Raw genomic sequence first — 22,484 nt, 5'->3', positions numbered from 1 at the left:
AGAATTTGATTATGCCTAAAAGAAAAGGAAGTTAATGTGGCCTATCAGTCAGAACAAGAATTAGAAGATAACTTAGTTGCTCAGCTTGCTAAAAAAGTTGATGGCAGGCAACAATTTGAAAAGGTCAATATCACCGATATAGAATCATTAAGAGCTAATTTAAAGAAGCAGCTTTCAAAACTAAATGGTTTTGAAATTAGTGATAATGAGCTTAAGCAAATTCGTAATGCCTTAGCTAAAGGTAATGTGTTTGATAAAGCGAAAATACTGCGTGATAGGCTGCAAATAAATAAAGACGATGGCAGCGCAGGTTATATCCGCTTTATTGATAGCGATGTTGATCAAAACCATTTTCAGGTAACGCAACAAGTTACGGCAGAAGGCCGTTATAAAAACCGCTATGACGTAACTATTTTGGTTAACGGTTTGCCACTAGTGCAAATAGAATTAAAGCGCCGTGGCTTAGAGCTTAAAGAAGCATTTAATCAAATTAATCGTTATCAGCGTCATTCTTACTGGGCTGAGGATGGCTTGTTCCAATATGTACAGGTGTTTGTTATCTCCAATGGCGTAAATACCAAGTATTACGCTAATAACCGCAAACAAAGCTTTAAACAAACCTTCTTTTGGGCAAAAGAAAATAACGACCGTTATACCGAGTTAAGCCAATTCGCTAAGGTGTTTTTAACGCCTAAACATTTAACCGACATGATCACTAAATATGTCGTGCTGAACGAAACAGACCGTATACTCATGGTGATGCGTCCTTATCAAATATACGCCACCGAAGCGATTATTGACCGAGTAGCTGAACGTGAAGCCTTAAAAGCTAGCAACCAATCAATCGAAAAACAAAACGGTTATATTTGGCATACTACTGGCTCTGGTAAAACACTTACCTCATTTAAGACTGCCCAGTTGCTTACGGGTGATAGCGCCATTCATAAAGTAGTGTTTGTGGTTGACCGTAAAGACTTGGATTATCAAACAGCCAAAGAATTTAATAGCTTCATTAAAGGTTGTGTAGACGGTACTGACAAAACCAAAGTGTTAGTTGACCAGTTTACCGGTAAAGATGTTTATTATCTTGAGAAAGACGGTGAGCAACAGTCATCAACTAAAGCGAAAGGCGGTAAGGTTAATACTCGCCGTAATGAAAAGCTGATTGTAACCACCATTCAAAAGCTTAATAACGCAATTAACAATAAACGTTATTCAAGCCGGATGGAGCCTATAAAAGATAAGAGCGTGGTGTTTATTTTTGATGAATGTCACCGCAGTCAGTTTGGCGATACTCATCAACGTATTAGTCAGTTTTTTACGAATCATCAAATGTTTGGCTTTACTGGAACGCCTATTTTTGCTGAAAATGCGGTGTCTAAGTTTTCTCGTAAATACACTACCAGTGACTTATTCCACAAGCCACTACACAAATACACTATTGTTGATGCGATTAAAGACGAAAACGTACTTAAATTTAACGTTGAGTATATTGGCCGTTACAAGAAAAAAGACAGCGCCAATGAAGTTGATATAGACGTTGAAGGTATCGACACCAAAGAGCTAATGGAATCTGACGTTAGATTAGAAAAAATTACCGATTACATTATTGCTCAGCATAATCGTAAAACTCATAGCAAAGCCTTTACCGGCATGTTTTGTGTTTCAAGCGTGCCTGCATTAATTAAGTATTACGAGCTATTTGCACAGAAAAAAGCGGAAGGTAAACATAACCTTAAAATAGCCACTATTTTTTCGTATGCCGCTAACGAAGAAGACCCAGATGCTGATGGCTTAGACGAAGTTGTATTAGATAAAGTTGCAGAGCCTAAAGCCCAGTATGAAGGTATAGCCAGCCATAGTCGAGACAGACTAGAAGAGTTTATTGGCGACTACAACAAAATGTTTGGCAGTAGTTATACTACTAGAGATAGTGAGTCTTACTACAATTACTACAATGATATTTCGAAGAAAGTTCGTGAGCGAAAAGTTGATATTTTGCTTGTGGTAAATATGTTTTTAACAGGGTTTGATAGTAAAACCTTGAATACCCTCTATGTTGATAAGAACCTTAGGTATCACGGGCTAATTCAAGCCTATTCACGCACCAATCGCATTTTAAACGAGCAAAAGTCGCAAGGTAACATCATTAGCTTCCGTAACCTGAAAAAGCGCACAGATGATGCCTTAGCGCTGTTTTCAAACAAGGATGCTAAAGATACGGTGATCATGCCGCCGTATGAAGAATTCATTAAGATGTTTAATCAAGCGTTAGACCAAATGCAAACCATTGCACCTGATACGGCGAGTGTTGATAGCCTTGAAGATGAAAACGCTGAACTTGAGTTTATTAAAGCGTTCAGGGAGTTAATGCGTTTACGCAATGTGCTTTCAACGTTTGCTGACTTTAAATTTGATGATGTTTTTATTCAAGAACAAGAATATGAAGACTATAAAAGTAAGTACTTAGATTTATACGACAAGGTTAAAACCAATACCGCCCCTGAAAAAGAGTCTATATTAGAAGAGATTGACTTTGAACTTGAACTGTTAGCGATGGATGAAGTGAATGTTGCTTACATCTTAAAGCTACTTAGCAAACTTAAACAATCTGACTCTGATGAAGAGTACCAGCAGCAGTATAAAGCACTAATGCAAACCATTGGTGGTGATCCTGAACTGCGGAGTAAGCAAGAGCTGATTGATAAATTCATTCAAGAAAACCTGCCAAATGTACAATCAGCCGAAGAAGTTGACGATGCTTTTGCCGCCTATTGGGAAGTTGAAAAAGAAAAAGCCACCCGAGTAATGGCTGAAGAAGAACACTTGATATCTGAAAATGTAAAAGAGCTTGTTGAACGCATGATATTCAGCAACCAAGAACCATTGCGTGAAGACATAGTAGCAACAATGGAAAAGCCCCCAAGCGTGCTGCAACGCAAGAAAGTAATACCAAGGCTAGCTGAGAAGCTAAAAGGCTTTGTTAATACGTTTTATGGTGGTATGTGATGGAGTTAATAGCTGACGGACAATTTAAACTCGTTTATTTATGGGTTGAAGAATATAAAAACATTATAGATAAAAGCCTGCACTTCTCACTAAATTATGATGTTAAAAGAAATGATAAAGAAATAAGCATTGAGCGTACTGATTTTTTTCAATACAGTACTCAATTAAAAAATCCTGTTAGGCATTTAGATTTTTTTACTGCCCTAATAGGTAAAAATGGTACGGGTAAGTCAAACTTAATCGAATTAATTAGTTATATCTATACGACAGGTTTTTTTCCAAAAGAAATGGGTCAGGTAGGTGCAAATAGTTTTTGTATTTTAGAACAAATGACTAATCAAGGAAGCCAATTTTACTTATTATCACCCAGTTATACGAGCTATTCCCTTAAAAATAATGGTATACAGGATCTGGCTTTTATACCCCGAGAGCTGGCAAAGTCTTTTGGTCAAACTGTTCTATATCATCCACTGAGTGATGTTGCCGCTGGTACGTCATCTTCTACAGGTCTAACAAGCTTAAAAATATCTTCAAACCCTTTTAAAAAGCTTGTTACAGGTGTAAGTGACAGTGAACTTGCCAAAAGATTTTCTGATAGTGCAAAAGATATGACAGATATCTCAAAGCTTGCATATATTTCAGAAAATCAGTTTTCACGATTGTTATTTCTTTATAGTGATTTTAAAGAAAATATTACCGAAAATGTGGATTTGCATTATGAGTTTGAAGGGTTCAGTAAAAACACTTCTTATGTGAAACTTTATAATGAATTTATTCTGTATATATCAAGGAAAAAAGATTTAATAAAAGATGACTTTATTTTAATTTACTTATTCTTAATTTCAGTAAGTGCGGTTCAGTCTGATATAAAAAAGTCAATCGTTCCTCACTTAGATGGTTTGATGATTTGTTTAAAAATACTATTAACACGATTTAAGGTATTTCAGTCTTTCGAAAAAGATATCAATAAATATATTGAAAGACAGGGCTGGGATAAATTGGTCGATAAATTAAGCTTACATCTTAAGGGATTTGAGTTAAGTATAGATTCCTTTGAGGCTGGATTTAATGATGTACATGGATCCCATCTGTTTATTGAATTAGCCAATGTGGACGATGGTAATGGAATAGACTTCATTTGTGGAACTGGTTGGGTCGATTTACCTAATTTGAAACGAGCATTTCAGGCCCCTGGGCTACCTATAAAAATAGATGGATTGAGTTCGGGGGAAGTAACCGCAGTACATTTCTTTAATGAAATAAAACTAGCCCTTATTCAAGAGCCTAACAGCGTGGTTATATTGGATGAGCCCGAGAACTCCTTTCATCCTGAATGGCAAAGGTGTTTAGTTTATTTACTGAGCTCTCTTTTCCTTGAATTAAAGGTTGAGCCACAAGTAATTATTTCGTCACATAGCCCTTTTGTTTTATCTGACATTTTAGATGGAAAAGCTTTAGCTTTAGGGAATAATCGGAGTCTTAATGATAGTTTTGCAGCTAATATTCATGAAATGTTAGCTGATAGCTTCTTTTTAGAGAGCACGATTGGTGAAGCTGCTAAAATTGAAATAGAACGTTTAGTTGGTTTTATTAACGATCATAAGTCTGAATCTTTTTTACCTGATGCATCATTTGAAGATAAACTTTTAGGTGCGGAATTATTGGTTTCACATATTGGTGATAGGTTATTAAGAAAAGAATTAAAAAAACGGTTAGTTTCTTTTAGTCAGAAAAATAATGTTGATTCTGCAATGATCACTAAATTAGTCAGGTACAGTCAGTCAAACCCTGATTTAAAAAACAAATTAGAAGATTTGCAGGCTCTTTTCATAGTGGATGAGGAATAAATGTTTTCTATTACCTTTAGAGCTTCAGAAAATGTAAACAGAAAACATTTTGATTGGTGTATAGAGCAGTTAGATATATTCTCTGAGGGAAACCCTTTACCTGACAATCAATATATGGCTTGGTTATTTACCAAAGGTAATCGTCTGTTTTTAAGTTCTCCACCACAACAACTTGAGATGTTAGTTGAGTTAACTGATTTAATGAAACAACAGGTTCCAGTCGTTTTCCACTCTTTGTTTCATGATGCATTTTACTTTTGGAAAACAGTTAAAAAAAGTGGAACAATAAAGAAGGTGTCTTTATTATTTAAGAGCTCTGCTATAAATCAGCTAACAAGTTTTATTAGTAAAAATAAGAGAGTTGAGGTTAATAGAGATGCTCTATCTGAAAAACTAGAAGAGCTGGGGCTGCTGGATTTTTACCTAATTAATGGTGAATTGAATTACAGTTTGCTACGTAAGCACTTCGTTGCCGATGGTCCAGCTGCTCACCGAGCTAATCCCAGAATGGAGTTAGATCTTGCTTGTATAGGAATAGACATCGAGTTTAAAACATTTCTATATTTTTGTATGGATAAGTTTAAATATGACAAGCTTATTGGAAGTTTTGATGGTTGGGGAGCCTATGAAATTACTAAAAGTACAGAGAATACGCTCTGTCCTTATTGCAATCGTAATTATACACACACTGTTTTTGAGGGTAATGAATTTAAAGGTCGCCCTGAGTTAGATCATTTTTTACCTAAGTCTATATTTCCTTTTTTTGCTGTATCTCTATTTAATTTAATCCCTGTTTGTCATAGCTGTAATCATAGTAAGTCGGATGAAAGTGTACTTGATTGGGAGCAAGGAATATTGGATTTTAGTTTACTGCATCCGCACATACCTGAAGATAATGTAGAACATATTACGATATTCGAATCAGTACAGCCCGGTGATTTAACCGCTTATTTCATGAGTAATGATTCAACAATGTATCAAAAAATTAAATTAACTGACTCAGCATTGCAAAATAAAAAAATCAAAAACTCTTTAGCTTTATATAAGTTAGCAAGATTTCAACATCCATCCCCACATATGCAAGGTTATTACGCAAAACATTCTAGAGATATTGAGAGAACTTTAGATTTAGTAAAGTATTATCCTCAAAGTGCTATTGAGTCGATTGCGAGCTTAATTGAAGATGATACGGAGCAGCTTCAAAAAGAATTGATAAAAGCGATAGTTTCTAATTATCCAGAGCATCATGCCTTAGGCAAACTAAAGCAAGATTTATTGACTGATATTATAGATAGTTGGATTATTGAGGATCAAATATAGCCTAAAGGTTAATTTCTTAGTATCTACAAAACCAAACCTAGCTTTTTACAACGCAAAAAGTACAGTCCATTATCACCGATAGATTTAAATGTTTTGTAGATACGTTTATGGCAGAGTTTTAAAGGGCTGTCGTAGTGTTTCGTGCAAGCCGTCAACGGTTGACGGTCCATGTAGCTACACAAACCTTACTCATGTTTATTGATGCTGCGTAAAGTAATTAAAGAGCACTGCAGCTACTCAAACTTTTGAATTCTGTCGTGACGGTAGCTTTTATTCGGAAGCTGTGGTGTGCCATTCATTAGTCATCCTCCGAGAATATATCTTCAATGGTATCCCAGTCTGGTAGAAAGTGTTGTTTTGAGGTAACTTCAAATTGTAAATCAACTGAATCAAGCAGCCGCTCAAATATATCGAATGAGCCAGTAAAGCGACCGTTCTCAATCTCGGAAATCGTTGTTTTATTAATTCCCGCGATCTCTGATAGCTCTTATTGGGTGTAGCCTAAAGCTTTCCTACTAGTACTTATTTCTTTGCCAATATGCGCTCTACTCGACATATATCCTCTTATTGAAAGTTAGCTATATAGCTAATAAAAATTATCAATATTTCACAGGCACTGCATTATTTATATAAGACGGTTTAGCTTAAAAAACCAAACCGTCAACCGTTGACGGTTACTACCAATTAAACTTAAAGGCTTTATTAATAAGTAAAGATTGCTTTCTTGCTTCACTCATATGCTGGTGGAAATAGGGAGCTTTTACTACCTTCGTGTGGATATGAAAATGGAGGTGTTGACTATCAGTATCCTTGTAATATGCATCAAGAGCCGATTGGATAATAATAAAGCTATCCACGCCATAGCACTCAAGAACGCGATATTTAAAGCATTCTAATGCTACCTTGTGTCGTGCTACTAGTTCGTTTACTTCTCTATTGTTAATGCCTTTTAGCTCAACTATATCGCACAATTGAATGTATGCTTTAAGTGAGTCTTCTATTAATACGGGGTCATAGTCTTTCATTAGGTTCCATCCAAAACCATTTTTAACGGGATTGGTTCGCACAGCAAGTTTACCCTCAGTTGTTTTTGCACCTGTAGAGCGACCTCCATGCAATTTACATCGACCATTTCGCTTGTTGCCTAGGCGCTTGCAGGGATTACCTGAACGTGTTTTAGCCCCGCACTTGGGTAGGCTGTCTAAATCAAACTTACTCATTTTTTGCCTTTTTATGATCGATCATGTTCGGTGAACTTTCGGTTCATAGGGTTTGTTTTTTGAAAATCTATTTTCTTTAAAGTTTTTAAAATCGAATATTTATATGCTTACCATTATGGGGTGAATATATAAATCAAAGGGTTATATTAATTTAATGCCACTTAAAGCGATCACTTAATAGCGCTTTATGTTGTCTGTGCACGTAAGGTGATCGATCACTTTGCATGTGTATGCTTCGGTTCATAGAGTGCTGCAAAGGTACTTCAGCGTTATTAACTTGATTAGGGGGATCGCTGTACTGCAATGAGCGATGAAGTTTAGATTGTATTAGCTGTGTACTGCTTATACCTGATAACCCTTTTAGTAACTTGATACCACCAGCCTCTGAGTTATCTAGGTTTATTAGAGCCGCTTCTTTATTTTGCTGGTATGTAATAGCTGAATTTACGAGTAGCATATCGTTAAAGCGTTTATCAACGTGCTCTGTTGAGTATTCAAGTTTACTAAATAAGTAGCTATGAGCCTCAATGTTAGCCTCTTTTGTGGCACGTTTAGTAAAATAACTTAAGCGGTATAGAGCTGGTTCTATACTGAATTTATTACCCCTGTGCATTAGGTAGTATGGGTGCTTGACCAGTGAGGCTGAGCCTAGGCCTTCAGATTCCCAAGCATGCTTTAATTGGTAGGTTAACTTACTGCTATGCTTTATTTTATGCCCGCTTAATAACACAGCTAAATGATAATGATGATTTGAGGATGTATTTCTCTCTCTAGCGCAAATGTAACTTACTTTGCAGTTATATTGTTTTGTAAGTATCGACAACTGTTTTTTAATAAACTTTAAGAACGCCTGATTATTAATAGAATAAGATTTAGTACTTAGGTCTATTCTTGCTACGAGTACTTTAGAGTAGTGAGAAAGCATACATTCACAATGTTTAAACACTTTAGTTAATGCTTTTAGATCTTGGCCTTTTGTCTTTGGTTTGAATACTCTGTAGCTATGGTCTTTGTATATAAAGTTTACTGAGTTAGATGTTGATATTTTAAAGGTCATTGTTATATCTATTTGCTTTAGTTATTAATTGGTATCTTTCTTATATTATTTAATATCCGCTGTTAGTGGATAGGCGCTTTTCAGATAAAAGCCCTTTTAAAATAATAACTAAGATATGTTTTTAGCTTGTTGAATAGCGTGTTTTTACTGATCATTTTGTTTCAAAGTGCGTCATCAGTAGGCCAAAAAAAAGCAGTTTATTTACCTGCTTTTGAGTGTTTATTAGCTAGCCAATTTTTATAATCTTGAAAATGCCACATGGACCGCCCATTTATTACATGAGCTGGTGGGGGGAAATGGCCAGCCTTTATCCATCTTCCAAGTGTTGACCTACTGATGTTAAGAAGCTTTTGCAATTCAGGCTTTTTAATCATTCGAGCATCGTCAATATACATAGCAAGATCTGGTAGCTTTTTCTTGTTCATTGAGGTCGCTCCATATTTATTACTTCGCGAGATTTTACAAAGTCTAAAAGCTCGCTTAATAACCAACAAACTCTGTCGCTATCGGCATGAAGCTTTCTTCTTTTCGGAAAGAGGCCTTTTTTTTCTAAAGCCCAAGCGCTGGTTCGAGAGACAGCCGTTATTTTGGCTCTTTCTGCTTCTCTGACTAGGCGGTCAGTAAATTGCATTGTTGGTGTTGTTAGCTGGTTCAAATTGGTTTCTCCGGTTCATCATTGTTGATGGGAGAATATTATTGATTTGCGTATAGGTTAATAAGCCCTTAGCTTGATAAGGGCTTATTAAAGATTTTAACATTATGATTTTAAGTGAATTTTATCTTTATAGTTAGTTTTCACCCATTCCTCAACTTCCTTAAGGGATGGAGCAGAACTAGACTTTCGGCCTTTTTTAGCGGTAGAGCCATACGCATCGTTAATATATGTTTTAATCGTTTTATGTGAAGGAGGATAAATAGTATTTATAGAAAATAGAGCATCAATTGCCGTTGCTAAATTCGCTCTACTACATTTAGACATATGCGTGTGTAGTTTTATGTCACTGACTATTACATTGATAAGATCAATAAAAGGCTGATACTTTTTAGGTGAGGATTCACCTGCTATTGTTCGGTCTTTAGAATGTTTTTCTGTGGCTCTTAAGGCATACAAATGTTCTACAAAGTCATTATGCTCTTGCACTTGTGATCCAAGCGTAAACATTTCGTGCATTAGCTTATTAAGCCAAAACTTGTAGTCTACGTTAGACTTGTCTGGAAGTGCTCTTAGAGTGTCCTCCACCAGCATCGCTTTACGTTTAATCGATTCTTTCTCCAATAACATAATATCTTGGCCAAACTCATCTTTTGGTAAGTTATTTATAGAGCATATGATTAAATTGGGCTTCTCAATACCTATAGGTGAAGCTATTTCTTCTAACTGAGCATAATTAATATCATCCTCATCAATCTCACCAAGCTCTTGAACATGTACCAAAAATGGCTGTGATTGAATCTTTAAACCTTCTCGCGGCGTACATTTTGGAAATAATTTGAATTTATTCACTTAAATTATTTCCTTTAGATACCATTGGTATTTTGGCTCTAGGAAGTATTTGATTTGCCATTATACTTGCAAGCTTTCTTCGTTCATCTAAATAGTCATACCTGTTATAAATACCTGCAACACCACGAATAGTATGATTTAGATAACGTGTTACCTCGTTTCCTTCATAACCAAGCTCAGCGAATAAACTACGGCATGTTCGCCTTAAATCATGGATTGTAAAGTGCTTAATGCCCTTAGGCTCAAGTAGGTTAGGGTATGACTTTTTACTTACACTTTTGCCAAACATTTTAGCTAAGGCATGATTTAAAGTGTTTTCGCACATATGGCCTTTTTTACTAACCTTTCTTGCTGGGAAGACATACTCAGAGCCACAAGATTTTACTTTTAATTCTTCAAATATAGGTATAACTTCGTCAGCGATGGGAATTTGTATATATTTTTTTTTCTTATTCCGCTTACCTAAATTCCAAACCTTTTCTTTAAAATCAAACTCATCCCATTTTGCCTGAGTTAGCTCAGTTTTACGGTTACCAAATATTAGGAGTAATACCATCGCTAAATAGTTATCTCTAGTAAAAATAGTCGAATTTTCTCTTAATACATCAAATGTAGTTTCAATTTCTTGTAGGCTTAGAACTCGATCTCTACTTTTACTTTGGCCTCCCGCATCTTTTTGGCTAAAAGCTGCAGCAGGATTTGACTTTGTAAGGTCAAGTGTATTTGCATGTTTAAATAGTTTTTTACATAGGTATAAGCACTTTGAAGATATAGAGGGGCGCCCATCATTTGCAATATTTTTTATAATAGCTCTAATATCACGTGCATTTACATCATCAATTTTGAGCTTACCAATGTATGGCTTTATATCTTTATTATATTGTCTTTCGAGCAAATGAGAGCTTTCTATTTCCTTAGTTTTATCTTTAAACCAGTCATTAAATAGGTCGTTCATTGTTATTATAGTTTCTTGTCCCTGCCTCATTCTTTCAGCAAGTGGGTCTACACCATTCTTAATTTTTTGATTTATCAGGGCTGCTTCAATACGAGCGTCAGATAAAGTCCTGTCTGGAAAGTTACTCCCTTTTAAAGTCATAAAGTGACGTTTCTTATTAATTGTATAACGAAGTTCCCATGCCCCGCTTTTCTTATCTTTATTAGGCTTTATATACAATCCATCGCTAACACTAAATCTTAGCGTTGTACTATTTTTAATTTTGGCTTTGATTTCTTTTACATTCATTAAGTTATATAAAAATGGTTACCAAAGGTTTCAAAAGTGGTTACCAAGTAGTTTGGTAACCACTATGGTAACCACTTGGACACGTACAATAGGGGGCTAGTATGAACGGTAGAAAACAAAAAGCCTAGAAAAATCTAGGCTTATTAATTGGTTATAAACAAGTTGAAACAGGCTAAAACACTATTCTATGTTTTGAATCTGCTCTCTCATCTGCTCAATGAGCACTTTTAGCTCCACAGCTGCATTAGTAATATCGCTATTAATAGACTTAGAGGCTAGGGTGTTTGCTTCGCGGTTAAACTCTTGCATCATAAAATCTAAACGGCGGCCACATGCGCCACCTTTTTTAATAATTTTTTTAGTTTCTTTTACGTGCGACTTTAAGCGGTCGAGTTCTTCGGCAACATCTTGCTTTTGTGCAAGGTAAATAAGCTCTTGTTCAAGGCGAGATTCGTCAATGTCGGTTTTTAAGTCTTCAAGCTTTTGATTAAGTTTTTCACGCTGCCACTTTGCTATTTCCGGTAAGTGACTTTCTACCACAGTAACTTGCTCAAGTATGGCATCAAGGCGAGTGGCAATCATTTCTTCTAAATTTGCGCCTTCATCGCCACGGGCTGATTTAAAATCTTCAACTACTTGGTCAAAGCCCGCTATAAGTGCTTTATTTACAGTATCTAAATCGAGCTCCTGTGCTTCCATTACGCCAGGCCAGCGCAGTATATCAACAGGGTTAATGTCACCACTGCTTTGTTGTTGCACCCATTTAGCACTATTTATTAGTTGCTCAGCAAGTGACTCATTAATTGATAGCTCACCCACGTGTGCTGGATTTGCAACAAACTTTAAAAATACTTCAACTTTACCGCGTTGCAAATTTTTACGTAAACGCTCACGAATTACCGGTTCCATGCCACGAAATTGCTCTGGTGCGCGAATAAACGTTTCAAGGTAGCGCTGGTTTACTGAACGAATTTCCCAGGTGCCAGTGCCCCAATCGCCTTTAATTTCGCGACGCGCATAAGCAGTCATACTGTGGATCATGGATAAGTTCCTAAAATTTATTAATACAATATTGCGATGATTATACCGTAACACTGCTTAACCTCTAGAGAAAATTTATTACGCTGAATATTTTACAATCAGCATGGCATCTACCTGCACATGCACTTATAATGTCGCAAATTCAGAATTAAGGGGATCGTCAATGCGTCCAAGCGAAAGAACACCTAACCAAATTAGACCGGTATCATTTACACGTAATTACACATTACACGCTGAAGGCTCAGTACTTGTTGAGTTTGGTAATACCAAAGTACTTTGTACTGCTACGGTTGAAGCAGGTGTACCACGTTTTATGAAAGGCCAAGGTAAAGGTTGGATCAACGCTGAATACGGTATGCTACCGCGCTCAACGCATACGCGTAACGCACGTGAAGCAGCACGTGGCAAGCAAGGCGGTCGTACTATGGAAATTCAACGCTTAATTGCTCGCGCATTGAGAGCTGCAGTAGATTTAAAAGCGCTTGGCGAAAACACCATTACAATTGACTGTGATGTGATTCAAGCTGATGGCGGAACACGCACTGCATCTATCAGTGGTGCATGCGTTGCTTTAGTTGATGCACTTACTCACATGCGCGCTAAAGGAATGATCAACTCAAACCCACTTAAGCACATGATTGCTGCTATCTCGGTAGGTATTTATAAAGGCCAACCAATTAGTGATTTAGAGTACCTTGAAGATTCTGAAGCCGAAACCGATATGAACGTAATTTTAACTGAAACAGGTAAAATTATTGAAGTGCAAGGTACCGCAGAGGGCGAACCATTCTCGTTCGACGAATTAGATGAGCTACTTACACTGGCTAAACATTCAATCCGTGAAATTATTGACGTTCAAAAACAAGCGTTAGCATAAGCGAGTACCCCAATGAAAGATTATCAAAAAGAGTTTATTGAATTTGCTTTAGAAAAGCAGGTTTTAAAATTTGGCGAGTTTACCCTTAAATCAGGTCGTACAAGCCCATACTTTTTTAATGCTGGCCTTTTTAATACAGGACGTGATTTAGCACGTTTGGGTCGTTTTTATGCATCAGCTCTTGAAGACGCCGCAATAGAATACGACGTTTTATTTGGCCCAGCTTATAAAGGTATTCCTATTGCAACCACTACCGCAGTAGCGCTGGCAGATCACCATGATAAAGATGTACCTTATTGCTTTAACCGTAAAGAGAAAAAAGCACATGGTGAGGGTGGTACATTAGTAGGTTCTGCATTAACGGGTAAAATTATGCTGGTGGATGATGTGATCACCGCAGGCACTGCAATTCGTGAATCTATGGAAATCATTGCCGATAACGGCGCAGACCTAAGTGGTGTACTAATAGCACTTGATCGCCAAGAAAAAGGCAAAGCTGAGCTTTCAGCTATTCAAGAGGTAGAGCACGACTTTAATACCAAAGTGATCTCTATTGTAAAATTAGCTGATCTTATTAGCTACCTTGAGAGCCAAGGTACAATGGACGAGCATTTAGCATCAGTTAAAGCATACCGAGATCAATACGGTATTGCCTAACTAAAAAAAGCCTCGCAATTGCGGGGCTTTATTTTGACCACAGTAAATAGAGCTAATAATGAAAGATGTATTTAAACCTAACGGCCTTGGTATAAAGCGTATATTTAAAGCAACGTATTGTTCGTACCTTGGTTTTAAAGCGGCCTTTATAGAAGAAGCGGCTTTTAGGCAAGAGTTGCTACTTAGCATTATTTTGCTACCCATTTCTTTTTGGCTAGCTTCATCGGTATTACATTGGGCATTGTTAGTAAGTACATTACTGATCATACTGATTGTGGAATTACTTAATTCAGCAATAGAAGCGCTCACTGATCGCGTAAGTACAGAGCGCCATGTATTATCTGGGCGTGCGAAAGATATGGGATCTGCAGCAGTAACACTCTCATTAATGATCCTTACGATCGTGTGGGGTGCTAGTTTGTATATAAAGTTATTTCAGTAAACCCTCTATATAACCCAATTAATACACCTAAAATGTTAATAAAGTGCTAGTTATGTTGTGTTTTTAGCGTATTTGGCTCAAATAATCAGCGAACAGTCATTTATTTCAAGTTTTCTTCAAAAAAGGGTTGAACTGTTTTCGGATCTCCCTATAATGCGACCCCACTGAGACGGCAGAGCGCAACGCATAACGAGGCACGAGCTACTCAGTGAGTCGAGTAAAACTTAGTTTTAAAAACTTTCAAGTTTAACAAAATTAAGTGTTGACAAAAAAATAGGAAAGCGTAAGATGCGCAGCCCTAGCGAGATAAAGTTTAACGCTTTAATCGCAACGTTCTTTAACAATATAAAGCAATCATCTGTGTGGGCACTCGTACAGATTGAGTTCTAACAGCCAAGCTACTTAGGTAGTGAGGCAAACAAATTTAGAGTCTCAATTGAAACTGAGTGACCAACAGCAATAACTTACTTAGGTTTTACTTAAGAAAAGAATTGCAGCACAGTCAATTCAATATCGAAAGATATTAAATAAATTCAGAATTCATTGAGCTGTCGAAAGACATAAAACTTTTTAATTGAAGAGTTTGATCATGGCTCAGATTGAACGCTGGCGGCAGGCCTAACACATGCAAGTCGAGCGGTAACAGAGAGTAGCTTGCTACTTTGCTGACGAGCGGCGGACGGGTGAGTAATGCTTGGGAACATGCCTTGAGGTGGGGGACAACAGTTGGAAACGACTGCTAATACCGCATAATGTCTACGGACCAAAGGGGGCTTCGGCTCTCGCCTTTAGATTGGCCCAAGTGGGATTAGCTAGTTGGTGAGGTAATGGCTCACCAAGGCGACGATCCCTAGCTGGTTTGAGAGGATGATCAGCCACACTGGGACTGAGACACGGCCCAGACTCCTACGGGAGGCAGCAGTGGGGAATATTGCACAATGGGCGCAAGCCTGATGCAGCCATGCCGCGTGTGTGAAGAAGGCCTTCGGGTTGTAAAGCACTTTCAGTCAGGAGGAAAGCGTGGTGGTTAATACCCATCATGTGTGACGTTACTGACAGAAGAAGCACCGGCTAACTCCGTGCCAGCAGCCGCGGTAATACGGAGGGTGCGAGCGTTAATCGGAATTACTGGGCGTAAAGCGTACGCAGGCGGTTTGTTAAGCGAGATGTGAAAGCCCCGGGCTCAACCTGGGAACTGCATTTCGAACTGGCAAACTAGAGTGTGATAGAGGGTGGTAGAATTTCAGGTGTAGCGGTGAAATGCGTAGAGATCTGAAGGAATACCGATGGCGAAGGCAGCCACCTGGGTCAACACTGACGCTCATGTACGAAAGCGTGGGGAGCAAACAGGATTAGATACCCTGGTAGTCCACGCCGTAAACGATGTCTACTAGAAGCTCGGAACCTCGGTTCTGTTTTTCAAAGCTAACGCATTAAGTAGACCGCCTGGGGAGTACGGCCGCAAGGTTAAAACTCAAATGAATTGACGGGGGCCCGCACAAGCGGTGGAGCATGTGGTTTAATTCGATGCAACGCGAAGAACCTTACCTACACTTGACATACAGAGAACTTACCAGAGATGGTTTGGTGCCTTCGGGAACTCTGATACAGGTGCTGCATGGCTGTCGTCAGCTCGTGTTGTGAGATGTTGGGTTAAGTCCCGCAACGAGCGCAACCCCTATCCTTAGTTGCTAGCAGGTAATGCTGAGAACTCTAAGGAGACTGCCGGTGATAAACCGGAGGAAGGTGGGGACGACGTCAAGTCATCATGGCCCTTACGTGTAGGGCTACACACGTGCTACAATGGCGCATACAGAGTGCTGCGAACTCGCGAGAGTAAGCGAATCACTTAAAGTGCGTCGTAGTCCGGATTGGAGTCTGCAACTCGACTCCATGAAGTCGGAATCGCTAGTAATCGCGTATCAGAATGACGCGGTGAATACGTTCCCGGGCCTTGTACACACCGCCCGTCACACCATGGGAGTGGGTTGCTCCAGAAGTAGATAGTCTAACCCTCGGGAGGACGTTTACCACGGAGTGATTCATGACTGGGGTGAAGTCGTAACAAGGTAGCCCTAGGGGAACCTGGGGCTGGATCACCTCCTTATACGATTTAGAACTTATTTGTTCGTAGTGTCCACACAGATGATTGTTAGTTAGTTTTACCCTTTGGGTTTAACTGATTAATATGTTCTTTAAAAATTTGGAAAAGCTGATAATAAAATTCTGATAAATATTCGTATTTATCAAGAGTTTTCAAAAGTAAAAAAGAATGATAGCAGTATCATTCAGTGCCAATTTAATCATTCGTGATTAATTGGTGTCTACTTTAGTATTCAATATTAACTTCTGGCGAAGTTAAACTGTCACTAACAAAGACCCGTTTGGGTTGTATGGTTAAGTGACTAAGCGTACACGGTGGATGCCTTGGCAGTTGGAGGCGATGAAGGACGTATTAACTTGCGATAAGCCTAGTCAAGCTAGTAAAAAGCGCTTGAGACTAGGATTTCCGAATGGGGAAACCCACCTGCTTGCAGGTATCGTTAACTGAATACATAGGTTAACGAGGCGAACGCGGAGAACTGAAACATCTAAGTACCCGTAGGAAAAGAAATCAACCGAGATTCCGATAGTAGCGGCGAGCGAAATCGGAACAGCCCTTAAGCTTATTATGTGTTAATGGAAGGCTCTGGAAAGTGCCACGATACAGGGTGATAGTCCCGTACATGAAAAGACATTTTAAGTGAAATCGAGTAGGTCGGAGCACGTGAAACTTTGACTGAATATAGGTGGACCATCATCTAAGGCTAAATACTCCCAACTGACCGATAGTGAACCAGTACCGTGAGGGAAAGGCGAAAAGAACCCCTGTGAGGGGAGTGAAATAGAACCTGAAACCGTGTACGTACAAGCAGTAGGAGCCTACTTGTTAGGTGACTGCGTACCTTTTGTATAATGGGTCAGCGACTTATATTTTGTAGCGAGGTTAACCGTTTAGGGTAGCCGTAGGGAAACCGAGTCTTAACTGGGCGAATAGTTGCAAGGTATAGACCCGAAACCCGGTGATCTAGCCATGGGCAGGTTGAAGGTTGAGTAACATCAACTGGAGGACCGAACCCACTAACGTTGAAAAGTTAGGGGATGACCTGTGGCTAGGAGTGAAAGGCTAATCAAACCGGGAGATAGCTGGTTCTCCCCGAAATCTATTTAGGTAGAGCCTCGGACGAATACTTACGGGGGTAGAGCACTGTTAAGGCTAGGGGGTCATCCCGACTTACCAACCCTTTGCAAACTCCGAATACCGTAAAGTAATATCCGGGAGACACACGGCGGGTGCTAACGTCCGTCGTGAAGAGGGAAACAACCCAGACCGCCAGCTAAGGTCCCAAAGTCATAGTTAAGTGGGAAACGATGTGGAAAGGCCCAGACAGCCAGGAGGTTGGCTTAGAAGCAGCCATCCTTTAAAGAAAGCGTAATAGCTCACTGGTCGAGTCGGTCTGCGCGGAAGATGTAACGGGGCTAAACTATGCACCGAAGCTGCGGATTCATCTTAGGATGAGTGGTAGGGGAGCGTTCTGTAAGCGGTTGAAGGTGTACCGGGAGGTATGCTGGACGTATCAGAAGTGCGAATGCTGACATGAGTAACGATAATGCGGGTGAAAAACCCGCACGCCGGAAGACCAAGGGTTCCTATCCCATGTTAATCAGGGTAGGGTAAGTCGACCCCTAAGGCGAGGCCGAAAGGCGTAGTCGATGGGAAACGGATTAATATTTCCGTACTTGGTATAATTGCGATGGGGGGACGGAGAAGGCTAAGCAAGCATGGCGATGGTTGTCCATGTGAAAGTGAGTAGGCTAGCGACTTAGGTAAATCCGGGTTGCTGTTAGGCTGAGACACGAGACGAGCACCCAAGGGTGTGAAGTTGCTGATGCCATACTTCCAGGAAAAGCCTCTAAGCTTCAGATTATACCGAATCGTACCCCAAACCGACACAGGTGGTCAGGTAGAGAATACTAAGGCGCTTGAGAGAACTCGGGTGAAGGAACTAGGCAAAATCGTACCGTAACTTCGGGAGAAGGTACGCTCCTATCTGTGATGAGACTTGCTCTCTAAGCGGACGGGAGCCGCAGTGACCAGGTGGCTGGGACTGTTTATTAAAAACACAGCACTGTGCAAAATCGCAAGATGACGTATACGGTGTGACACCTGCCCGGTGCCGGAAGGTTAATTGATGGGGTTAGTTTTCGGACGAAGCTCTTGATCGAAGCCCCGGTAAACGGCGGCCGTAACTATAACGGTCCTAAGGTAGCGAAATTCCTTGTCGGGTAAGTTCCGACCTGCACGAATGGTGTAACCATGGCCACGCTGTCTCCACCCGAGACTCAGTGAAATTGAAATCGCAGTGAAGATGCTGTGTACCCGCGGCTAGACGGAAAGACCCCGTGAACCTTTACTACAGCTTGGCACTGAACATTGAACCTACATGTGTAGGATAGGTGGGAGACTTTGAAGCAGCGACGCTAGTTGTTGTGGAGTCGTCCTTGAAATACCACCCTTGTAGTTTTGATGTTCTAACGTTGGCCCCTGAATCGGGGTTACGGACAGTGCCTGGTGGGTAGTTTGACTGGGGCGGTCTCCTCCCAAAGAGTAACGGAGGAGCACGAAGGTTGGCTAAGTACGGTCGGACATCGTACGGTTAGTGTAATGGTAGAAGCCAGCTTAACTGCGAGACAGACACGTCGAGCAGGTACGAAAGTAGGTCATAGTGATCCGGTGGTTCTGAATGGAAGGGCCATCGCTCAACGGATAAAAGGTACTCCGGGGATAACAGGCTGATACCGCCCAAGAGTTCATATCGACGGCGGTGTTTGGCACCTCGATGTCGGCTCATCACATCCTGGGGCTGAAGTCGGTCCCAAGGGTATGGCTGTTCGCCATTTAAAGTGGTACGCGAGCTGGGTTTAGAACGTCGTGAGACAGTTCGGTCCCTATCTGCCGTGGGCGTTTGAGAATTGAGAGGGGTTGCTCCTAGTACGAGAGGACCGGAGTGAACGAACCGCTGGTGTTCGGGTTGTCATGCCAATGGCATTGCCCGGTAGCTACGTTCGGAACTGATAAGCGCTGAAAGCATCTAAGCGCGAAGCAGGCCTCGAGATGATTTCTCACTAGACTTTTAAAGTCTCTGAAGGGCCGTTGAAGACTACAACGTTGATAGGCAAGATGTGGAAGTGGTGTGAGCCATTAAGCTAACTTGTACTAATTACCCGTGAGGCTTAACCATACAACGCCAAACGCGTTTTGTGACAGAAACAAGCGACAGAAGTTAATAGCTAAAGTAGATAGATACTTAGACTTAAAAAATATTATCAGAGTTTTCCAAATTTAGTTGGTACGTGAAAACGGACTGACACCCTAATTTGCTTGGTAACCATAGCGTTTTGGACCCACCTGACCCCATGCCGAACTCAGTAGTGAAACGAAACAGCGCCGATGATAGTGTAGCATTTGCTATGTGAAAGTAGGACATTGCCAGGCTCCAAATACAAGAAAGCCCGACTCGAAAGAGCCGGGCTTTTTTACGTCTGAAGAAAAGTGAAATGCGGACAATTAATGTACACTCATCTACTTCTAGAATGTAGGTCGCGCGAGCATAGCGACTCCCGACGATAAAAAACATCGATTATAATTATAGTGTTCTTATTTCATGAGTGGGATTACCAGATATTACTCACAAAGTCTCCACCACTACCGTAGCGTGGGTTGAGTATCACGAAACCCGCGGAAAAAGCCCACCACAGAACTCACACTCTTTGTATTAAAGCCTTCAGCTGTTTAGCATGCTAAATCTGCTATTGAAAAGTGCTCTTTTATCCCAAGCTATAGTTATAGAGCATCTACACACTTATTTATGGCGAGTTTCTATGTTAAATAAACAAAGGCATATTTACACAGAAGACCAGGTTCGCTCCTATGAGGTTGAGGCGGCTAAGCAATGTGGAATAGATTTATTTACTTTAATGCAGCGAGCGGGAGAGTCCGTATACAAGCAGTGGCAGTCTTTTAACGCTAAGCTTACTTTAATTATTGCAGGTAATGGCAATAATGCGGGTGATGCTTACATAGCCGCGCGTTTAATTAAGGACTCTGGTGCAGAGGTTAAAGTTTGCGCTATAGACCCTGCTAAAACACTCAGTGGTGACGCTGCTAAAGCGAAGCAATTATGGCTTGATAATGGTGGCATAGTTAACGAGTTTGCAAAGAGTGATTTAGATTGCTGCGACTGTGTGATTGATGGGTTACTAGGTACTGGGCTTAATTCACCTGTTCGCGAAAATTATTGTGAGATTATTACCGCCATCAACCAAAGCGAAAAGCCTGTTTTAAGTATTGATGTTCCCTCAGGGATTGATGCAAATACAGGTGAAGTATTAGGCGCAGCTATTCAGGCAACAAAAACACTTACTTTTATTGCGATTAAACAGGGCCTTTCTACAGGGACAGGTAAACAGCATGCCGGTGAGTTGATTCTCGATGAATTAGCAATTGAAGATACTTTTAGTCAACTCGCTTCACCTTGTGCTCACTTGATAAATATAGACAGCTTTAAACGCTTGGGCTCTCGGGCTGTAAATAGCCATAAGGGCAATCATGGCAAGTTATTATGCGTAGGGGGCAACCAAGGTACTGCGGGAGCAATTAGGCTCAGTAGTGAAGCTGCGCTACGAGCAGGCGCGGGGATGGTAAAGGTTTATACGCACCAAAGTTCTATTATGCCAATAAGCATAGGTAGGGCAGAGTTAATGGTCATGAGTGAAAACCTTGAACAGGCTTTAGAGTGGGCAAGTTGTGTTGTACTTGGCCCTGGACTTGGGCAGGATGAATGGGCTAAAAAAACGTTTTGCACTGTAATGCACTATTGCCAAGAGCACAATACGCCGCTTGTACTTGATGCTGATGCACTTAATTTATTAGCTGAAAATGCAAGTGCTTATACGTTGGCTCAATGTGTCCTTACTCCGCATCCTGGTGAGGCAGCTCGGCTCATTAGCAAAAATACCTCTGAAATAGAGTCAAATAGGTTTGGAAGCGTGCGACTATGCGCAAAACGGTATAATGCTACTTGCATATTAAAAGGCGCTGGGTCTTTAATTGATAACGGCAAAAGTACTTGGGTGTGTGAAAATGGTAACGCAGCACTTGCCGTGGGAGGGAGTGGCGACGTACTTACAGGTATTATTGGTGCATTGCTTGCTCAAGGGCTTAGTATCGATGAAGCAGCGCGATATGGGGTAACTCTTCATGCTCGAGCAGGTGAGGTTGCGGCTGAAGAGCAAGGGCAGCGCGGCATGCTACCCTCGGATTTATTTCAAATAGTCAGGTCGTTAATCAACTAAGTATTTAGCTCTGTTGAATAAGATCCCATTTGTTACCATAGAGATCTTCAAATACGGCCACCGTACCGTAAGGCTCATTACGAGGCTGCTCATGAAATACTACGCCATTTTCTAGCATGCTTTCGTAGTCGCGCCAAAAGTTGTCAGTGTTTAAAAATAGCCATACACGGCCACCTGCTTGATTGCCAACAGCGTTAAACTGCTCTGGCTCTGTGGCTTGTGCAAGTAATATATGTGTGCCGTTTGAGTTGGGTGGGGTTATTAACACCCAGCGTTTTCCATCACCTAAATCCGTATCTTCCACTAATTCAAAGCTTAATTTTTTTGTATAAAATGCGATTGCTTCGTCATAGTCTTTTACAACAAGAGCAATACTACCTATATGCTGCTTTGGCATAACTTAAAAACCTAAAGTTGTCTTATGTTTGTGTATTTTCACATATCAATACAGGGTTGAATAGTATAGGTAAATGTTTATTAAAGCTTATTTTAAGGGGAGATATACGTTATACATTTGCTTCGCATCTATCGCTAGCAGTAAAAGGATTCACTCTATTTTAAACCCTATAGCATGCTTAAAGCGTCCTTAAAAAGTGTTCTAATTTACGCAGCTAAACTGGCTTAGTCATCTTCATTCGTAGGGTCGTCACCTGAGTCTTCTTTGCGTTTACGCTGCTCTTGCTTGGCCTTTTGAACATTTTCATAAGTAGGGGGTGGAATAGGCATAAGTGAAATTAGTGGAAAAAATGCTAAAAATAAATACGCTCCTTTAGACATGCTCTTACCCCATATAACGAGCTTAAGCATAATCCAAGCAATAAATACCACTAACCCTGTTATAAGTGATACCAAAATAAAGAAGATGATTATTT

Annotated in this window: 16 protein-coding genes and 3 rRNA genes; 10 read left to right on the top strand and 9 right to left on the bottom strand. The window is 40.1% G+C overall.

What is annotated here, in order from left to right; genetic code table 11:
• Positions 1–36: 36 nt before the first annotated feature.
• From EJ103_RS15065 to EJ103_RS15055, 3 genes are read left to right on the top strand one after another with little or no spacing between them, the layout of a single operon-like run.
• Positions 37–3,009, top strand: a complete 2,973-nt coding sequence (locus EJ103_RS15065) for a type I restriction endonuclease subunit R (RefSeq protein ID WP_126008411.1) — start codon at positions 37–39, stop codon at positions 3,007–3,009.
• Complete coding sequence (locus tag EJ103_RS15060; protein WP_126008409.1) at positions 3,009–4,856, top strand: AAA family ATPase; 1,848 nt, start codon at positions 3,009–3,011, stop codon at positions 4,854–4,856. The genes EJ103_RS15065 and EJ103_RS15060 overlap by 1 nt, the downstream gene beginning before the upstream one ends.
• Positions 4,857–6,176, top strand: a complete 1,320-nt coding sequence (locus tag EJ103_RS15055) for an HNH endonuclease domain-containing protein (RefSeq protein WP_126008407.1) — start codon at positions 4,857–4,859, stop codon at positions 6,174–6,176.
• A gap of 677 nt (positions 6,177–6,853) precedes the next feature.
• On the opposite strand, the gene EJ103_RS15045 is transcribed toward EJ103_RS15055, so the two are convergent.
• The 7 genes from EJ103_RS15045 to EJ103_RS15015 all read right to left on the bottom strand — a co-directional run bounded on the left by EJ103_RS15045 (position 6,854) and on the right by EJ103_RS15015 (position 12,241).
• Positions 6,854–7,396 carry an HGGxSTG domain-containing protein gene (locus tag EJ103_RS15045; RefSeq protein ID WP_126008405.1) on the bottom strand — a complete coding sequence of 181 codons (543 nt, stop codon included), beginning with the start codon at positions 7,394–7,396 and terminating at the stop codon, positions 6,854–6,856.
• Between the two features lie 151 nt (positions 7,397–7,547).
• On the bottom strand, positions 7,548–8,453 hold the full coding sequence (locus EJ103_RS15040) for an inovirus-type Gp2 protein (protein ID WP_126008403.1): 906 nt from the start codon (positions 8,451–8,453) through the stop codon (positions 7,548–7,550).
• A 197-nt stretch (positions 8,454–8,650) separates the two neighbouring features.
• Positions 8,651–8,878, bottom strand: a complete 228-nt coding sequence (locus EJ103_RS15035) for a helix-turn-helix domain-containing protein (protein ID WP_126008401.1) — start codon at positions 8,876–8,878, stop codon at positions 8,651–8,653.
• Positions 8,875–9,084: an AlpA family phage regulatory protein gene (locus EJ103_RS15030; protein ID WP_164521644.1), complete on the bottom strand. Its 210-nt coding sequence runs from the start codon at positions 9,082–9,084 to the stop codon at positions 8,875–8,877. Before EJ103_RS15030 ends, EJ103_RS15035 begins: the two co-directional genes overlap by 4 nt.
• A 126-nt stretch (positions 9,085–9,210) precedes the next feature.
• Entirely contained in the window at positions 9,211–9,957 is a 747-nt protein-coding gene (locus EJ103_RS15025) for a hypothetical protein (RefSeq protein ID WP_126008397.1), read from the bottom strand.
• Positions 9,950–11,200, bottom strand: coding sequence for a site-specific integrase (locus EJ103_RS15020; RefSeq protein ID WP_126008395.1), 1,251 nt, complete (start codon positions 11,198–11,200; stop codon positions 9,950–9,952). The genes EJ103_RS15025 and EJ103_RS15020 overlap by 8 nt, the downstream gene beginning before the upstream one ends.
• 180 nt (positions 11,201–11,380) lie before the next feature.
• Entirely contained in the window at positions 11,381–12,241 is an 861-nt protein-coding gene (locus EJ103_RS15015; protein WP_126008393.1) for a YicC/YloC family endoribonuclease, read from the bottom strand.
• A gap of 163 nt (positions 12,242–12,404) precedes the next feature.
• On the opposite strand from EJ103_RS15015, the gene rph reads away from it, so the two are divergent.
• The 7 genes from rph to EJ103_RS14980 all read left to right on the top strand — a co-directional run bounded on the left by rph (position 12,405) and on the right by EJ103_RS14980 (position 21,612).
• On the top strand, positions 12,405–13,118 hold the full coding sequence (gene rph, locus EJ103_RS15010; protein WP_004588248.1) for a ribonuclease PH: 714 nt from the start codon (positions 12,405–12,407) through the stop codon (positions 13,116–13,118).
• Between the two features lie 12 nt (positions 13,119–13,130).
• Positions 13,131–13,775 (top strand): orotate phosphoribosyltransferase, encoded by a 645-nt coding sequence (pyrE, locus tag EJ103_RS15005; protein WP_126008391.1) that lies wholly within the window; start codon positions 13,131–13,133, stop codon positions 13,773–13,775.
• Positions 13,776–13,833: 58 nt separating this feature from the next.
• On the top strand, positions 13,834–14,217 hold the full coding sequence (locus tag EJ103_RS15000) for a diacylglycerol kinase (protein ID WP_004588246.1): 384 nt from the start codon (positions 13,834–13,836) through the stop codon (positions 14,215–14,217).
• A 571-nt stretch (positions 14,218–14,788) separates the two neighbouring features.
• A 16S ribosomal RNA gene (locus EJ103_RS14995) occupies positions 14,789–16,324 on the top strand.
• Positions 16,325–16,612: 288 nt separating this feature from the next.
• Positions 16,613–19,499, top strand: a 23S ribosomal RNA gene (locus EJ103_RS14990).
• Between the two features lie 139 nt (positions 19,500–19,638).
• Positions 19,639–19,753, top strand: a 5S ribosomal RNA gene (rrf, locus tag EJ103_RS14985).
• Together the 16S, 23S and 5S rRNA genes form the textbook arrangement of a ribosomal RNA operon.
• Positions 19,754–20,139: 386 nt before the next feature.
• Positions 20,140–21,612 carry an NAD(P)H-hydrate dehydratase gene (locus EJ103_RS14980; protein ID WP_126008389.1) on the top strand — a complete coding sequence of 491 codons (1,473 nt, stop codon included), beginning with the start codon at positions 20,140–20,142 and terminating at the stop codon, positions 21,610–21,612.
• A gap of 4 nt (positions 21,613–21,616) precedes the next feature.
• Here EJ103_RS14980 and EJ103_RS14975 read toward each other — a convergent pair whose 3' ends face one another.
• Both EJ103_RS14975 and EJ103_RS14970 read right to left on the bottom strand, forming a co-directional pair.
• The gene (locus EJ103_RS14975; RefSeq protein ID WP_004587679.1) at positions 21,617–22,009 is read right to left on the bottom strand and encodes a VOC family protein; all 393 of its coding nucleotides are present in this window, start codon (positions 22,007–22,009) and stop codon (positions 21,617–21,619) included.
• Between the two features lie 224 nt (positions 22,010–22,233).
• Positions 22,234–22,419 carry a hypothetical protein gene (locus EJ103_RS14970; RefSeq protein WP_164521643.1) on the bottom strand — a complete coding sequence of 62 codons (186 nt, stop codon included), beginning with the start codon at positions 22,417–22,419 and terminating at the stop codon, positions 22,234–22,236.
• Positions 22,420–22,484: the final 65 nt, after the last annotated feature.

Origin of the sequence: Pseudoalteromonas sp. Xi13, assembly GCF_003952205.1 — a bacterium.
Taxonomy (GTDB): Bacteria; Pseudomonadota; Gammaproteobacteria; order Enterobacterales; family Alteromonadaceae; genus Pseudoalteromonas; species Pseudoalteromonas atlantica.
This window is presented reverse-complemented; position numbering and strand designations above follow the sequence as displayed.

Excerpts from the sequence above, each read along its gene's own strand:
- EJ103_RS15060 (WP_126008409.1), top strand. The coding sequence starts at position 3,009 with ATGGAGTTAATAGCTGACGGACAATTTAAACTCGTTTATTTATGGGTT.
- EJ103_RS15055 (WP_126008407.1), top strand. The coding sequence starts at position 4,857 with ATGTTTTCTATTACCTTTAGAGCTTCAGAAAATGTAAACAGAAAACAT.
- EJ103_RS15045 (WP_126008405.1), bottom strand. The coding sequence starts at position 7,396 with ATGAGTAAGTTTGATTTAGACAGCCTACCCAAGTGCGGGGCTAAAACA.
- EJ103_RS15040 (WP_126008403.1), bottom strand. The coding sequence starts at position 8,453 with ATGACCTTTAAAATATCAACATCTAACTCAGTAAACTTTATATACAAA.
- EJ103_RS15035 (WP_126008401.1), bottom strand. The coding sequence starts at position 8,878 with ATGAACAAGAAAAAGCTACCAGATCTTGCTATGTATATTGACGATGCT.
- EJ103_RS15030 (WP_164521644.1), bottom strand. The coding sequence starts at position 9,084 with ATGCAATTTACTGACCGCCTAGTCAGAGAAGCAGAAAGAGCCAAAATA.
- EJ103_RS15020 (WP_126008395.1), bottom strand. The coding sequence starts at position 11,200 with ATGAATGTAAAAGAAATCAAAGCCAAAATTAAAAATAGTACAACGCTA.
- EJ103_RS15015 (WP_126008393.1), bottom strand. The coding sequence starts at position 12,241 with ATGATCCACAGTATGACTGCTTATGCGCGTCGCGAAATTAAAGGCGAT.
- rph (WP_004588248.1), top strand. The coding sequence starts at position 12,405 with ATGCGTCCAAGCGAAAGAACACCTAACCAAATTAGACCGGTATCATTT.
- pyrE (WP_126008391.1), top strand. The coding sequence starts at position 13,131 with ATGAAAGATTATCAAAAAGAGTTTATTGAATTTGCTTTAGAAAAGCAG.
- EJ103_RS15000 (WP_004588246.1), top strand. The coding sequence starts at position 13,834 with ATGAAAGATGTATTTAAACCTAACGGCCTTGGTATAAAGCGTATATTT.
- EJ103_RS14980 (WP_126008389.1), top strand. The coding sequence starts at position 20,140 with ATGTTAAATAAACAAAGGCATATTTACACAGAAGACCAGGTTCGCTCC.
- EJ103_RS14975 (WP_004587679.1), bottom strand. The coding sequence starts at position 22,009 with ATGCCAAAGCAGCATATAGGTAGTATTGCTCTTGTTGTAAAAGACTAT.
- EJ103_RS14970 (WP_164521643.1), bottom strand. The coding sequence starts at position 22,419 with ATGCTTAAGCTCGTTATATGGGGTAAGAGCATGTCTAAAGGAGCGTAT.